This is a genomic window from Curtobacterium poinsettiae (genome assembly GCF_025677645.1).
Classification (GTDB): Bacteria; Actinomycetota; Actinomycetes; order Actinomycetales; family Microbacteriaceae; genus Curtobacterium; species Curtobacterium poinsettiae_A.
The window spans coordinates 2,282,084-2,297,489 of the sequence record NZ_CP106879.1 but is presented as its reverse complement, the minus strand read 5'-3'; the positions used below and the strand labels follow the sequence as shown (position 1 = coordinate 2,297,489).

The 15,406-nt window shown below is 69.9% G+C and carries 13 protein-coding genes; 11 read left to right on the top strand and 2 right to left on the bottom strand.

Translation table 11 applies throughout. The features are described 5' to 3' along the window. Positions 1-12: 12 nt before the first annotated feature. The 7 genes from OE229_RS10995 to OE229_RS10965 all read left to right on the top strand — a co-directional run bounded on the left by OE229_RS10995 (position 13) and on the right by OE229_RS10965 (position 9,551). Positions 13-924: a sulfurtransferase gene (locus OE229_RS10995; RefSeq protein WP_262138023.1), complete on the top strand. Its 912-nt coding sequence runs from the start codon at positions 13-15 to the stop codon at positions 922-924. Beyond that, entirely contained in the window at positions 921-1,379 is a 459-nt protein-coding gene (locus tag OE229_RS10990; protein WP_027465483.1) for a SufE family protein, read from the top strand. The genes OE229_RS10995 and OE229_RS10990 overlap by 4 nt, the downstream gene beginning before the upstream one ends. Positions 1,380-1,524: 145 nt before the next feature. After that, on the top strand, positions 1,525-6,861 hold the full coding sequence (locus OE229_RS10985; protein ID WP_262138022.1) for a DUF6531 domain-containing protein: 5,337 nt from the start codon (positions 1,525-1,527) through the stop codon (positions 6,859-6,861). 14 nt (positions 6,862-6,875) lie between these two features. After that, on the top strand, positions 6,876-7,340 hold the full coding sequence (locus tag OE229_RS10980) for a hypothetical protein (RefSeq protein ID WP_182065371.1): 465 nt from the start codon (positions 6,876-6,878) through the stop codon (positions 7,338-7,340). A 677-nt stretch (positions 7,341-8,017) separates the two neighbouring features. Next, positions 8,018-8,416: a DUF6188 family protein gene (locus OE229_RS10975; protein ID WP_182065370.1), complete on the top strand. Its 399-nt coding sequence runs from the start codon at positions 8,018-8,020 to the stop codon at positions 8,414-8,416. Then, positions 8,413-8,829, top strand: coding sequence for a DUF6188 family protein (locus tag OE229_RS10970; RefSeq protein WP_262138020.1), 417 nt, complete (start codon positions 8,413-8,415; stop codon positions 8,827-8,829). The genes OE229_RS10975 and OE229_RS10970 overlap by 4 nt, the downstream gene beginning before the upstream one ends. 59 nt (positions 8,830-8,888) lie before the next feature. Further along, positions 8,889-9,551, top strand: a complete 663-nt coding sequence (locus OE229_RS10965; RefSeq protein ID WP_262138019.1) for a hypothetical protein — start codon at positions 8,889-8,891, stop codon at positions 9,549-9,551. An 85-nt stretch (positions 9,552-9,636) separates the two neighbouring features. Here OE229_RS10965 and OE229_RS10960 read toward each other — a convergent pair whose 3' ends face one another. Next, the gene (locus OE229_RS10960; RefSeq protein ID WP_182065367.1) at positions 9,637-9,978 is read right to left on the bottom strand and encodes a ribonuclease E inhibitor RraB; all 342 of its coding nucleotides are present in this window, start codon (positions 9,976-9,978) and stop codon (positions 9,637-9,639) included. 381 nt (positions 9,979-10,359) lie between these two features. On the opposite strand from OE229_RS10960, the gene OE229_RS10955 reads away from it, so the two are divergent. After that, the gene (locus OE229_RS10955) at positions 10,360-10,731 is read left to right on the top strand and encodes a hypothetical protein (RefSeq protein WP_262138018.1); all 372 of its coding nucleotides are present in this window, start codon (positions 10,360-10,362) and stop codon (positions 10,729-10,731) included. Between the two features lie 191 nt (positions 10,732-10,922). Here OE229_RS10955 and OE229_RS10950 read toward each other — a convergent pair whose 3' ends face one another. Next, complete coding sequence (locus OE229_RS10950) at positions 10,923-12,146, bottom strand: alpha/beta fold hydrolase (RefSeq protein WP_182065365.1); 1,224 nt, start codon at positions 12,144-12,146, stop codon at positions 10,923-10,925. A gap of 23 nt (positions 12,147-12,169) precedes the next feature. Here OE229_RS10950 and OE229_RS10945 point away from each other — a divergent pair, with 23 nt between their 5' ends. From OE229_RS10945 to OE229_RS10935, 3 genes are all read left to right on the top strand, one after another. After that, the gene (locus tag OE229_RS10945; RefSeq protein ID WP_182065364.1) at positions 12,170-12,751 is read left to right on the top strand and encodes a DUF3000 domain-containing protein; all 582 of its coding nucleotides are present in this window, start codon (positions 12,170-12,172) and stop codon (positions 12,749-12,751) included. Beyond that, positions 12,748-14,058: an HRDC domain-containing protein gene (locus tag OE229_RS10940; protein WP_410007311.1), complete on the top strand. Its 1,311-nt coding sequence runs from the start codon at positions 12,748-12,750 to the stop codon at positions 14,056-14,058. The genes OE229_RS10945 and OE229_RS10940 overlap by 4 nt, the downstream gene beginning before the upstream one ends. A gap of 128 nt (positions 14,059-14,186) precedes the next feature. Further along, positions 14,187-15,404 (top strand): thiolase family protein, encoded by a 1,218-nt coding sequence (locus tag OE229_RS10935; RefSeq protein WP_182065363.1) that lies wholly within the window; start codon positions 14,187-14,189, stop codon positions 15,402-15,404. Positions 15,405-15,406 lie beyond the last annotated feature (2 nt).

Genomic DNA, 15,406 nt, shown 5'->3' with positions numbered 1-15,406 from the left:
GAGGTACCCCCGATGACCGCACCGGTCGACCCGTCCGAGAAGTTCGCCGCCTACGCGCACCCGGAGCGCCTCGTCTCCACCGGTTGGCTGCAGGAGCAACTCGACGCCGGTGCCGGCGCGCCCGACCTGGTGGTCGTCGAGTCCGACGAGGACGTCCTGCTCTACGAGACGGGGCACATCCCGGGAGCCGTGAAGATCGACTGGCACACCGACCTCAACGACCCGGTGCAGCGCGACTACATCGACGGCGCCGCGTTCGCCGAGCTCCTCGGCGGCAAGGGCATCGGCCGCGACACCACCGTCGTGATCTACGGCGACAAGAACAACTGGTGGGCCGCGTACGCACTCTGGGTGTTCACCCTGTTCGGCCACGAGGACGTCCGCCTGCTCGACGGCGGTCGCGGCAAGTGGATCGCCGAGGACCGCGCCCTGACCACCGACGAGGCCCCGGTCACGGCGGTCGACTACCCCGTCGTCGAGCGCCACGACGAGCCCGTCCGTGCCTTCAAGGACGACGTCCTCGCGCACCTCGGCAAGCCGCTCATCGACGTCCGCAGCGCCCCGGAGTACAGCGGGGAGCGCACGACGGCGCCCGACTACCCGGAAGAGGGCGCGCTGCGCGGCGGCCACGTCCCCACGGCCGTGAACATCCCCTGGGCGACGGCCGCAGCCGCCGACGGCACGTTCAAGTCGCGGGACGAGCTCGACGCCGTCTACCGCGACGGCGCCGGCATCGGTGACGCCGACGAGGTCATCGCCTACTGCCGCATCGGTGAGCGCTCGAGCCACACCTGGTTCGTCCTGCAGCACCTGCTCGGCTACGACAACGTCCGCAACTACGACGGCTCGTGGACCGAGTGGGGCAGCGCCGTCCGCGTCCCCATCGTGCAGGGATCCGAGCCGGGTACTGTTCCGAACCGATGAACGCCAGCACCGACGCACCACTCCCCGCCACCCTCGCCGAGATCCGCGACGACTTCCTCGCCCTCGGGCAGAAGGACCGCCTGCAGCTCCTGCTCGAGTTCTCGAACGAGCTACCCGCGCTGCCCGAACGCCTGCAGGGGCACGAGGACGAGCTCGAACGCGTCGAGGAGTGCCAGTCCCCCGTGTTCATCACGGTGACGGTGGGTGAGGACGGCGACGCTCCGGACGTCGTCCGCATGCACGCCACCGCCCCGCGCGAGGCGCCGACCACGCGCGGCTTCGCCTCGATCCTGGCGCAGGGACTGTCCGGCCTGACCGTCGAGCAGGTGCTCGCCGTCCCGACGGACTACCCGTTGACCATCGGCCTGTCCGAAGCGGTCAGCCCGCTTCGGATCCGCGGCATGGTGGGCATGCTCGGTCGCGTGCAGCGGCAGGTGCAGGCGGCGGTCGCGTAGACGCGACCCGGTGACGGACGGGAGGCCCGTGGCGACACCGCCACGGGCCTCCCGTCCGTCACGCCGTCGGCACGCAGGCCGTCCTCTGGCACCTCACGCTCGCGCCGTGACAGGATGAGGCCGTCAACATCTGGGGGGAATGACGATGGCGAAGATCCACGGGAACGATCCGACCGGCTACTCGTACAGCGCGGCGGATGCACTCAAGTCGGCGTCGACGGCGCTCGCGTCGGCTATCGGGGGACAGTCCGGCTCACGGTCGTCGTCCGTGACGACGGCGGGCGCGGAGTTCCGGGGGTACTTCTCCGAGGTCTTCGCGGACAACGCCGACATCGCCTCGCGGAGTGCGACGAAGCTCGTCGAATCGCTGCAGAGCCTGTCGGGGTTCGTGCAGCAGCTCTGCGATGCCGCGAAGGACGAGGACGACCGGCGGAAGCAGGCGAAGGAGTGGGAAGCCCGCAAGCGTGAACGCGAGGAGAACTTCTTCGTCGGCGCCGGGCACGAGATCTCGACGTGGTTCGGCGGCGGGGACGACCCGAAGCCGCCGGAGCCCGAGCCGGAGCCGCGACTGCAGGCGGACGAGGTCAGCGTGAAGGGCCGCGAGATCCCCGCAGGCGGTGGAGCCAGCGGTGGGACGTCGTCGGCCGCCCCCGCAGACCTCCGCTCCTTCGAGGCGACCACCCGCACGCTCGACGCCGACCTGTCGGGTGCCGTCTCCACGTTCCGCAACGCCCTGGCCGACTACGAGGCCGAGTGCAACCCCTGCTGGGGCACGCTGAACGCCCAGTCGCTGCTGACCGCCGTCAACGACTGGCTCACCGCGAACGGGCAGGACGCCGACTCGGCGGGCACCGTCGCCGCGCAGTTCGAGGCCGCCGGTGGTGGTGCCGGGCCTGCGACGCTGTCGGACGCGGCGATCGCGGCGGCCCTGTCCGCGGCGGGGATCGACGCCGGACGTGACGACTTCACCATCGGACCGTTCTCGGCGATGGGGACGCCCCCGACCAACGGGTTCGCCGACGACCCGGTCAACACGGCCACCGGCAACTTCCTCGAGCCCGAGACCGACCTGTCGTTCGCTGGGCAGGCCGCGTCGCTCCGGCTCACGCGCATGTACAACTCGCTCGACGGCCGCTCCGGGGTGTTCGGGCTCGGGTGGTCCTCGATCCTCGACACCCGGCTGAAGATCACCGACGAAGCCGCCTCGGTCGTGCTCGACGACGGTCGGCAGGTCGACTTCCCGCGACAGGGTGACGGGTGGAGCCGCGGCGTCGGCGAGGACCTGTGGCTCCGGGCCGAACAGGACTCGCTCGTCGTCCGGGACAACGCCGGCGGTCGGTGGGCGTTCACGCCGTCCGGACTGTGGCTGAGCAGCGATCGTGGAGCGGGCACCGCCGTGACGGTGTGCCGCGACGAGCAGGACCGGATCACGCGCCTGTCGCACGTGTTCGGGCGGTTCGTCGACGTCGAGTACGCGGGCGACCGCGTGGCGTCGACGACCGCCTCGGACGGACGCCGCGTGGAGTACCACTACGACGACGCCCGCCGGCTGGTCCGGGCGACCGATGCCGTCGGCAGTCGTCGATACCGCTGGAACGCGGACGGGCTGATCGACCGCGTGACCGCTGCCACGGGTGTGGTCGAGTGCGAGAACACCTACGACGACCGCGGCCGGGTCGTCGAGCAGCGCACACCGTTCGGTCGACGGGTCCGGTTCTCGTACCTGCCGGGTCGGGTCACCTCGGTCTCCGACGTCGACGGGGAGCACGCGAACACCTGGATCGCCGACCGGAAGGGCCGCGTCGTCGGGATCATCGACACCGACGGGCAGCGCCAGTCGATGTCGTACGACCCGCACGGCAACCTCGTCTCGGTGACCGAGCGCGATGGTCAGGTGACCGTCCACGGGTACGACGAGCGGGGACGGCGCGTCCGGACCGTGACACCGGAGGGCGCCGACCTGACCTTCGGGTACGACGCTGTGGACCGCGTGACGACGGTGGTCACCGCGAACGGCGGGGTCGCCGAGTACGAGTACGCGGGCGACGACCGGAACCCCTCCGTCGTCATCGACCCTGTCGGCGGTCGCACGCTGCTCGAGTGGCGGGACGGCCTGCTCGTGGGAACGACCGATCCGATGGGCGTCGTCGTCTCCTTCCACCACGATGCGTCCGGTGAGCTCATCGGGGTCGAGAACGCCGTCGGCGACACCGCGCAGTTGGTCCGCGACCCCGGAGGCCGGATCATCGAGGCGGTCACACCGCTCGGCAACCGGACCCGGTACCGCTACGACGCCGCCGGACTGCTCACCGCACGTGAGGACCCGGACGGCGAGCTGTGGCGGTTCGAGCACGGCGACGGCGGTCGGATCACGGCGACGATCGATCCGACCGGTGCCCGCACCGAGGTCACCTACGGCCAGCACGGCGAGATCGTGTCCACCACGGACCCGCTCGGTCGCGTCATCACCAAGGACTTCGACGCGTTCGGCAACGTGTCGACGATGACCCTGCCCGACGGCGCCGAGTGGGCGTTCGTCCACGACGCGCTCTCCCGGCTCGAAGCCGTGATCGACCCGGCCGGCGGCACCTGGAAGCGGGAGTACGACGCGGTCGGAGCCCTCGGTGCCACGGTCGACCCGACCGGTGTCCGCACCGAGGTGCGTCGCTCGCGCGCGGACGGCGTCTCCACGGTCCGCGACGCCTTCGACGCCGTTTCCGTGACGACCGACGAGTTCGGGCGTCCGACCCGGCTCGAGCACGCGGACACGTCCGCCGAACTCACGACGTACGACGCCTGCGGTCGCGCGGTCGAGCTCGTCGACGCGGACGGGGGCCTCACCCGGATCGAACGTGACCTCGCCGGACGCGTCGTCGCCGTCACCACCCCGGCGGGCCGAACCACCCGGTACGAGTACGACGCGTGCGGTCGCCCGGTCAGCGCGATCGACCCCGCCGGCGCACGCACCACGTTGACCTACGACGCCGATTCCCGGGTCGTCGCGCGCACCCTGCCGACCGGCGAGGTCGCCCGGACCGAGTACGACCGCCAGGGTCGGGTCGTCCACGCCGACGTCCCCGGAGTCGGCACCGCGAGGTACCGGTACGACCGGGTCGGTCGCGTGGTCTCGGTGCGGGACACCCGCTTCGGCCAGCGGAGCTTCCGGTACGACGCCGCCGGACAGCTCGTCGCCGCGGTGAACGGTCTCGGGGGTACCACCCGATACGAGTACGACCAGCGTGGACGACTCGTCCGCACCGTCGACCCGCTGGGTGGGGTGACCGTCCGCACGTACACGCAGCTCGACAAGGTGGCCTCGTCCACCGATCAGCTCGGTCGCACGACGACGGCGACCTACGACGCGGCAGGGCGCCAGCTCACCCAGACCGACCCGGACGGGAGCGTCCTGCGGTGGGAGTACGACGCGGCCGGTCGGGAATCCGCGCAGTACGCCGGCGATCGGCTGATCGGCCGCATCGACCGCGATGCGCGTGCTCGCACGGTGACGATCACCGACAGGACCCGTCCCGATTCCCCCGCCACCCACGTCCTCGAGTTCAGCCGACTGGGCCAGCTCGTCCGCCGCGCAACCGGCGCGCGCGAAACGCGGTGGACCCACGATGCCGACGGGCTCCGCACCTCGGTGCAGTCCCCTGACGGGTCGACGACCCGGTACGAGCACGACGCGGCCGGACGGGTCGTCCGCGTCGACCACTCGGCCTTCGGCGAGGTCCGGTACGAGCACGACGCGGCGGGGCGGCTCCTGCAGGCCCGCGCCGGCGATCAGCTGCAGACCTGGGAGTACGCGAACGGACACGTGGTCCGGCACGCGCGCATCGACGCGGACGGCACGGACACCAGCACGATCGAACGCGACGCCGACGGGCGCATCACCCGCGTCGAGGGACCCGGTGGGAGCACCACCTACGAGCACGACGATGCCGCGCAGCTCGTGGCCGCCGTCCACGACGGTGGTCGCACGGACTGGGTCTACGACGCGGCGGGTCGTCTGGTCGAGGAACGGACGGACTCCGGGGCCCGACGGGTCACGCACGACGCCGCCGGACAGCTGAGCAGGGTCGGCGCTCCGGACGGACTGCCCGAAGTCGAGTACGCCTACGACGGCGCTGGTCGTCGGGTGCAGGCGCTCCGAGCCGACGGCGTGACGACCACGTACGGCTGGACCCCGCAGGGTCACCTCACCGGGGTGGCGGAGACCACCGCGGCAAGCAGCACCACGACCGACCTGCACGTCGACGCCCTCGGTGAACTCGCCGGTGTCGACGGCGTCCCGATCGACTGGGACACCGCCGCGTTCGCACCGACGCTCTTGGCCGTCGGTGACGGGCCGGTGCTCCGCGCTCCCGGCGGCCTGATCGGGGTGGACGACCGCTGGATCGCCAGCGGTCGACGCACCACGAGAGCAGCCGACGACGCCGATCCGTGGCAGACGCTCGCCGACCTCGGCGGCTCGGGCCTGCCCGGCGGGATCGCCCTCGGCGCCGACGGTTCGCTGCAGGTCGCCGGCCTCGAGTGGATGGGGGCGCGTGCCTACGACCCGTCGTCGCGCGGCTTCCTGTCGGTCGACCCGGTCAGCGCGCCAGCAGGAGCAGCCTGGGCCGGCAACCCGTACTCGTTCGCCGGCAACGACCCGCTGCACGCGATCGACCCGCTCGGCCTCGCGCCGATCACCGACGCGGAGCTCGAGGCCTACGCGGCGGCGCAGCAGGGGCCGCTCGCACGTGCCGCAGCCGCGACCGGTGACTGGTTCGCGGACAACTGGGAGTACGTCGCCGGTGGCGCGATGGTCGTCGCCGGCGGTGTGCTCGTCGCCACCGGCGTCGGCGGTCCGGTCGGCATGATGCTCATCAGCGCCGGTGCCGACACCATCATCCAGAAGGCCACCACCGGCGAGGTGAACTGGGGCCAGGTCGCCGTCAGCGGGGCCTTCGGTGCTGTCGGCGGTGGTGCCGGTGCCCTGATCGGCAAGCAGCTGGTCAAGAACGCAGCAGAAGGTGCGGCCGAGAACGTCGCCAACTACGCGGTGAGTGGCCAGCCCGTGACCCCCGGTGGTCTGCTCCGGAACGCGGCCGAAGGTGCCGCGACGTCGGCGGCCACCGGCGGCACGATGTCGAAGGTGCACCTGCCGACAGCCGTGAACAAGCTCGGGGACGAACTCCCCGTTCCGAAGACTCCTGACGGGAGTTGGTTCCCTCATCGACCGCTACCAAGCTCACAGAAGGGAGTTCGGTTGCCGGAGTCGGAGTACCCGCACACGGAACTTGGTTGGCGCGAGAGCAAGAGCGGGACTAGCTATCCTCAGGCGCGAGAATTTGACGGGGATGGTGAGATCGTTCGAGACATTGATTTCACTGACCACAACCGACCAGCAATCCATCCAAACCCACATTTCCACCCGTACGAGCCCAATGCGACGGGCGGAAGCCGCACGCGCAGCAAGACCGCCCTACCCCTCTTCTAGTTGAATCGGATCCAATGCTGCGACTTTTTTCTCATGAATCCGAGCAGGGCGATACCGAATGGTTCGACCTCGCCGACGTTGTGGCCTCCCTCCATCTGCCCGAGCTTTCATGGACGGCTGAGGACATATTCGTCAACGTGTCGACAGATCCCGGACTGGACGTCGCGGAACTGGAGCAAGTGTCTAGCGCGCCCCACTTGCCAAATCCGGTACTCGACAGTGCCTCGTTCGCGCGACTCGCCGAAGCCACACATCAGTTCATCGAGGGCGAGTTCGTCGGATTCCACCCATCCGATGTCGGCAAAATCGACAAAGCAGTCATCCGCCTCGACATGAGTGACGGCTCGTTGTGGACGATCATCATCGACACAGATCAGGTCAAGATAGGGGCCACATTTTCTCGAGTGTTCGGGTCGGGAACGCAAGTACCGGCGATGACCACCCGCGCTCCAGGACCTTCGACCGAAATGCCCTCGTAAGCACCTGACGGTCGCGAGCCGGGAGCCTGAGGAGAGCGGGACGGCAACCGAGGACGAACTTTACTTTCTTGGCCCTATCGGTCCGCGCGGGGAAGCACTGCTGGGGGGATCTCTCGCGTCGGCACTGTGTACATCCCCAAAGAGGCAGCTACAGGATGTAGGACGATATGTTGACGTGGACAGAAGATGAATCACGGCTGCACGATCTCGTGCGCATCTGCCTGAGTCATCTCAAAACACCCGAATCAATGGCATTGCAGCATCAGGCACAAACGATTCGGGGATTTCGAACAATTGCTCCGAGAATCTGGCAAATAGACCTTGACGACCACCCTATCGCCAAGCTGCCGGACGGGCCCCTCCCCAGCAGATCCTGTTACCTGGATGGGCAGGCGGAAATCGGCGGGGAGATCCTCATATGGGCGAAAAATGGAAAGATTGACAGTCTCGAACTCCCTGGTTCAGCCACGCAATGCCGCGGGAAATCCCCCGGACCAACCAAGTTGCATTCGAGGAATGATCGATTGCTTCGCAATCTCCTGGCGCAGAATTGTTCGGCCTGTGGATCCCAACATCCTTGTCAGCGACTGCGTGCCGGTCCCCAGATGCCGGTCGGAGTCCGTGCAAGAAGGGCTCCGTCATTACCAGGGGGGAATGACGCGCAGGGGGGCGAGGGCATGAGGAATTCCGAAGAGGCGATCCCGGCGGTCATCCCTGCAGACACGCTCGACTTCATCGGCGTCGACTTCCGGCTCGAGCTGCGCTTCACCGACGGTTCCGGCGTGCAGCTCGAATCTGCGTTCACCGTCACGGACCGATCCGGGGGCAGCGTGGTCGTCGATCCGGAGCGGAAGGACTCGCTGCTCCCCATCCTGCGGCTGTTCGGCACAGAACTCGTTCGGCGATCCGTCGAGGGCGACACGCTCACGCTGGTCTTCGCTGAAGGAGCGACCCTCGTCGCTGGTCCGGACGCCGAGTTCGAGTCCTGGCACGTCTCGGAGCCGAAGGGTCGCCCGGTTCGTGTCGATCCGCCGACCGGAAGGACGAGCACAGGTACGGAAGGAGATCGAGGATGAGCGGCGTTCCGCGCCAACCCTTCGCGCTGGACATCACCGGCGACACCGTCGACTTCATCGGCCTCGAATCCGACGTGACGATCCGCTTCTCGAACGGTGCGTCGCTCCGGTTCGAGACCGACTTCGCGCTGACCGGCTCTGACGGGGAGCACGAGTTCCTCGATCCCGGTGACAAACCGTCCCTGCTCGGCCTCCTCGCGCTGCACACCGAGGTCGTGTCGGACGGTGCAGTGACGGGCGGGCGGATCGCCATTCGGTTCGCCTCGGGTGCGTTGCTCGAGGGCTGGCCGAACCGCCGAGGTCCGTCCTGGCACTACAGCGAACCGGGGCGCGCACGGGTCGACATCGACGCCCTGCCCGACGGCGACGTGCAGTACCGACACAGCCCGTCGTCCGCGGAGGTCCGACGGTGACAAGCGCTCCCCCGCACATCTCGATCGGTCATCTCCGAGCGGTCACCAACGATCCGACCGTGGAGCTCCCGGACCGTGTCGTCGACATCCTCGCCGCTGTCGGTCCGGACACCAATGTGCTCGTCTACGACGTGTCCGCACGGTCGTTCGCAGCGGTCATCCGGCGGACCTACTCGAAGAAGCAAGCGAACCTCGTACCGTTCATCGACCCGCTCGAAGCCCTCGGGGACGAACTCGTCCTGATCTGCCAGGTCGAGCACGGCGATGAACTCGTGACGGTCGTGTTGCGTGCGAGGGACCGAACGCTCGTGGCGGCCACGGCGATCGACCGATCCGTGGGTCTCGTCCACATCACCGTCCAGGAACTGTGCTCGCGGCTCCGCGCATCGGACGCTCCGGGGGCGGGACTGGCGCTCGAGGTGGTATCGCAGTGTCCGGCCGACGAACGGGTCCGCATCTTCGAACAGGGCGCGCTGTCGACAGCACGGACCTTCCTGACGAAGTACACGATGGCCGCCGAAAAGGGCTTCGACGTGCGCGGACTCGACGGGTTCGCCCGTGCGCTCGTGCCGCTCGGCGACGAGCAGCTGGGGCTCTGCATCGTGCAGGCTGACACCTCGGTCGGAATCACGGCGTTCGCGCCCGGCAGGACTGACGTCCTCGCTGCCATGAGCGTCGGCGGGCTCTCGCCGGGTCCACGCCCGACACAGGAGACCGGATGACCTCCGACCTGACGCACGGCCCAGCGCAGCCGCGCCGACCGGCGACTCGTCTCGAGGAGTTCGGGCCGCGACAGCAGCCGACGCTCTAGATGCTCGCTTCGTAGCCGTCCCACTGCGCGCCGGGCGTCTCGGCGGTGATGCTCGCGAAGAACTGCACCGCCTCACCCAGTCGGGCGTCGTCGACGAGCACGTTCTGCTGATCGGCGGCGACGTACCACTCCGCACCCGACGGCTTGACTGCGACGTTCCACCCGGCGGCGGCGATCTGATCGGAGGCTGCCCTGGCGGTGCCTTCGTCCGGGAAGTACACGAAGTGCACCCAGTCACGCGGCTCCGACAGGTCGCCGCCCCGCAGCACGATCTGCTGCAGCACGGGGTTCGTCGGCAACGAGGGCACCGGCTCGGGGCGGTTGCGGAACGGCCACATGGTTCGAGTCTCGCAGACGGCATCATGGACGGACGGGAGGCGCGGTGACAGCTGGCACCGCGCCTCCCGTCCGTCTGCTCTTGCGTCTACCGCAGCCTGGCCGCCCGCGACGCTGGACCACCTCGGTGAGCCACGCGAGGATCCGGGCGTCGTGTCTCCGGCGGAGATGCCCAGGCGACCGGTGCCTCGTGGTCGCCGTCCTACCCTGTTGCAAACCACCGCGACGTCGCAGGACTACCGTCAGCGAAGACCGCGCCCGATCACCGCGTGGGATCGGGGCAGTTCCTGCTCGAAGGAACGTCGCGCGGCCCCTCCCGAACGGCATCGAGAAGGGAGCGACCCAGCTCGGTCGCGTCAGCGGCGTCAACCCGGAGTTCTGACATGCAAGAAGTCTTCTTCCTCTCGTCCATGGACAGCAAGCGGTTCTCGTCCGTCTTCCGGTGCGAAGTGGAACGACCGATCGAGCTCACGAACGGTCACCATGCGCTGATGGTCAGCTGCGATCCGCCGCTGAACGGTCAGGAGCTCGGCCACCCGCTGGGTGTCGGGGAGCTGTTGCTCTGGAGTCGCTTCGAGGACGAAGACCTCTGGACCTTCCCCACATTCCCGCACTTCGTGCAGATCTGTCTCCCTGACGTCGATCCGCCTGTCCGTGCCATGCCTCCGAGCATTGCATGGGGCGAGATCTACAAGACCGAAGCAGATGCGTACGCCCACGAGATGAGCGCTCGTCCGCGCTCTTCGACGAAGTGATCGATCCGTGAGAGCGAGCGGATGAAGACCGTGACGTTCCGGCCGGACCACCCCCTTCGTGAGCAGGAATGGTCGAGCGCGTGATCGCGACCCGACCATTTCTGCTCACGATGCGACCGAACGGACGCAACGACGGACGGGAGGCGCGGTGCCAGCTGGCACCGCGCCTCCCGTCCGCCCTTCGGTCGCGTCTACCGCGCGCTGGCCGCCCCGCGCCGCTGGACCACCTCGGTGAGCCACGCGAGGATGCGGGCGTCGAACCAGTCGGCGTCGTGGTTCCAGAGCTTGGTGTGTCGGGCCGTGGTCTGCACCTCGAGCCGGACCAGGTCGGGTCGGGCGCGGGCCAGGTCGTGCGACGCGGAGGACGGCACGAACCCGTCGTCGTCGCTGTGCAGCAGCAGGATCGGCACCGTCAGCTCGGCGGACCGGGTGACCATGTCGAGCTCCCGCAGGTCCACCGGCTGCTGCAGGCCGGCGAGGCGGTGCAGCACCGGGGTGCGGAGCAGCCGCTGGGCGACCTTGCGGACCGGACGCGGCAGGCGCAGGAGCTGGCTCTGCGACTTCAGGACGGCGTGCCAGTCGACGACGGGTGACTCGAGCACGACGCCGTCGACCAGGCCGGCGAAGCGCGAGCGGAGCAGGGTCTGCAGCACGACGGCGCCGCCCATCGACCAGCCCATCAGCACGACGCTCTGGGCGTCCTGCGCGGTGAGCCAGCGGAGCACGGAGTCGACGTCCTCCCACTCGGTACTGCCGAGGCCGTAGCGGCCGTCGACGCTCGGCGGGGCGACGCCGTCGTTCCGCCACGAAGCGAGGACGACCGAGTAGCCGGCGGCGCGGAAGACCGGGACGGCGCGGATGGTCTCGGCGCGCGTGACGCCACGGCCGTGCACCAGGACGGCCCACGGCGCTGCCGGGTCGTCGGCGCGGACGACCCAGGCGGGGGCGGGACCGTTCGGGGTGGGGATGTCGACGTCCTCCACGGGCACGTCGAGCTCGCCGGGCGTCAGGTAGAACCAGCCGCCCCAGCGACCGCGGCGGGCGGCCGTCGCGTCGCCGGCGTCGATCGCGATGATGCGGCGCGTGACGGTGGTCTCGGTCGTGCCGAGCACCTCGCCGACGCGCATGTGGCCGGTGCCGCCGCCGAACCAGAGCGAGTAGCGGCCCTGCAGCTCGGTGTCCGCGGTGCGTTCGATCGTGACGGTCTTCCGGACGGGGTCGACGGCGTGGATCGGGACGCGTTCGTTGCGCTTGCGGTCGGGGGTGACGACGGCACGGGCGACGGCGGCGACGAAGCCACCGATGACGGCCGTCCCCACCGCGGCAGCTGCCAGGCCGGCGCCGAGTGCGATGAACCCGGCCGATCGAGCGGTCTCCTGGACGACGTCCTCGGCGGGTCGCGCGGATCGGGACATGGCCCGGAGCCTAGTCTGCATGTGTGTCCGAATCCCGAGAGCCCGACGCCTTCGCGCGGCTCCGCGCGTTCGTGTCCGGCGGCAGCGGCCGCGCCGAGACCACCGTCACCGAGATCCCCTCGCCGACCCGGATCGCACCGTTCTCGATCGCCCTGGCGGCGGACGTGTCCGGCACCGCGCACGGCGTCGAGTCGGACCTGGGCACCGGCCGGTTCATCGCCCTGTACGACCCGGAAGAGCCCGAGGGCTGGGGCGGCGCGTTCCGTGTCGTCTCCTTCGCGCAGGCGCCGCTCGAGCCTGAGATCGGCGTCGACGAGTTCGTCGCCGACGTCACCTGGAGCTGGCTCGTCGACGCGCTCGAGTCACACGGTGCGACGTACGACCACGCCTCGGGCACGGCCACCAAGATCATCTCGCGCGGCTACGGCGACCTCGCCGCACAGGGCGACGGCGCCCAGCTGGAACTCCGCGCGTCGTGGACACCACGCGGCGACGACCTCACCGCACACGTCCGGGCCTGGCAGGACATCGTCGCCATGCTCGCCGGTCTGCCTCCCGCATCGGACGGCGTGACCCTGCTGGCCCCGAGGAGGCTCGCCAAGTGACCGACCCCGCTCCCCAGGACGCCGCCGGCCCCGCTGCCGGCTCGGCCGCTCCAGCTGCCGGCTCGGCCGCTCCGGCCGCCGCTGCCGGCCCCGCCTTCGAGGCCTCGCACGATGCCGTCAAGGTCATCGACACGCGTGAGGACTACCTCGAGGCAGTCGCCGCCATCGCCGCCGGCCACGGCCCCGTCGCAGTCGACGCCGAACGAGCCAGCGGCTACCGCTACTCGCAGCGCGCGTACCTGATCCAGGTGTTCCGCCGCGGTGCCGGTGCCTTCCTGTTCGACCCGATCCCGATCGGCGACTTCTCGGAGCTGCAGGCCGCCATCGTCGACGAGGAGTGGCTGTTCCACGCCGCCTCGCAGGACCTGCCGTGCCTGCAGGAGGTCGGCCTCGTCCCCACGCGCATCTTCGACACCGAACTCGGCGCCCGGATCGCCGGGTTCCCGCGCGTCGGCCTCGGCGCCGTCGTCGAGCAACTGCTCGGCATCACCCTGGCGAAGGCGCACTCGGCCGCCGACTGGTCGACCCGTCCCCTGCCGCAGTCGTGGCTCATCTACGCCTCGCTCGACGTCGAGCTGCTGCCCGACCTCCGCGACGCCCTTGCCGAGAGGCTCGACGAGGCCGGCAAGACCCGGATCGCCCAGGAGGAGTTCGACGCGGTCCTGCACCGCGCGCCGAAGCCCGCCCGAGCCGAGCCCTGGCGTCGACTGTCCGGCATGCACGCGCTCCGTGGGGCGCGAGCCCTGGCGATCGCCCGGTCGCTCTGGCTCGCTCGTGACGAGTACGCCCGACAGGCGGACATCGCCCCCGGGCGCACCATCCCCGACGCCGCCATCGTCGCCGCGGCGGCCGCCGCACCCGAGTCCCGCGCCGAACTCGGTGCGCTGAAGGCCTTCACGGGTCGCGCCAGCCGTTCCGAGCTCGACCGCTGGTGGGCCGCCGTCGAGGAAGGTCGCACCACCGAGGACCTCCCCCGTCTGCGCGGTGCCGGCGAGGCGACGCTGCCCCCGCCCCGCGCCTGGGCGGACCGCAACCCGGCGGCCGACCGCCGGTACAAGGCCGCACGTGCCGCGGTGACGAAGCGTGCCGAGGAGCTCGACATCCCGCTCGAGAACCTGCTCACACCGGAGACGCTCCGGCTCGTGTCGTGGGCCCCGCCGTCGCCGCCGTCGACCGAGCTGGTCGGAGCCGCCCTCGCCGAGCACGACGCCCGTCCGTGGCAGGTCGAGGAACTCGCGTCGATCATCGCGTCGGCCTTTGTCGCTGCCGCACAGCGGCCCGCAGCGACGAACGACGACGAGTCGTAGGAACCACCCAACCGGCATGCGGCCGCCCAGGCTGGGGGCATAGCGTCGGGAGGGTCGCCGGGCGAAGCCCGGCCAGGCCGGAGCGACCTGCGTTCCGGCCCGATCGATGAGGATCTGGGAGGCCCGGATTGCCAAAGGCATCAGACGTCGTGTTCGTGGACGGCGTTCGCACACCGTTCGGACGAGCCGGCGAGAAGGGGGTGTTCTGGAAGACCCGGTCCGACGACCTCGCGGTGCACGCGATGCGCGGCCTGCTCGACCGGAACACCTTCGACACAGCAGCGGTGGACGACGTCGCCGTCGCGGCGACCACGCAGCAGGGTGACCAGGGGCTGACGCTCGGGCGCACGGTCGGCATGCTCGCGGGTCTGCCGAAGTCGGTGCCCGGCTACGCGATCGACCGGATGTGTGCCGGTGCCATGACGAGCGTCACGACGCTCGCCGGCGCCATCGCCTTCGGCGCCGCGGACATCGCGATCGCCGGTGGTGTCGAGCACATGGGTCGGCACCCGATGGGCTTCAACGCCGACCCGAACCCGCGTTTCGTCGCGGAGCGCATGGTCTCGAGCGACGCCCTCGTCATGGGCGCCACCGCCGAACGCCTGCACGACCGCTTCCCCGCGATCACGAAGGACCGCACGGACGCCTACGCCGTCCAGTCCCAGCAGCGCTACGCCGCCGCTTGGGCGAACGGCAAGCTGCAGCCGGACGTTATCCCGGTCGAGGTCAACAAGGGCGACGGCTGGGACATCGTTTCGGCGGACGAGCCGCCGCGTCCGGGCACCACACTGGAGGCCCTGGCCGCGTTGAAGACGCCCTTCCGGCCCCACGGACGGGTCACCGCCGGCAACGCCGCGGGCCTGAACGACGGCGCCACCATGAGTCTGCTCGCGTCCGAGGACGGTGCGAAGCAGCACGGACTGTCGACGAAGATGCGCATGGTCTCGTTCGCCTTCGCCGGCGTCGAGCCCGAGGTCATGGGCGTCGGGCCGGTCCCCGCGACCGACAAGGCCCTGGCGAAGGCCGGCCTGTCGATCGACGACATCGGCCTGTTCGAGATCAACGAGGCGTTCGCCGTCCAGGTGCTCGCGTTCCTCGACAACTACGGCATCGCCCAGGACTCCCCGGACGTGAACGCGTGGGGCGGCGCGATCGCCGTCGGCCACCCGCTCGCGTCGAGTGGTGTCCGGCTGATGAACCAGCTCGCCGCACAGTTCGCCGAGCGACCGGACGTCAAGTACGGCATCACCACGATGTGCATCGGGCTCGGCCAGGGCGGCACCGTCATCTGGGAGAACCCGAACCACAGCAAGTCGGCCGAGCGTTCGGCTCGGAAGGGGGCGTGACC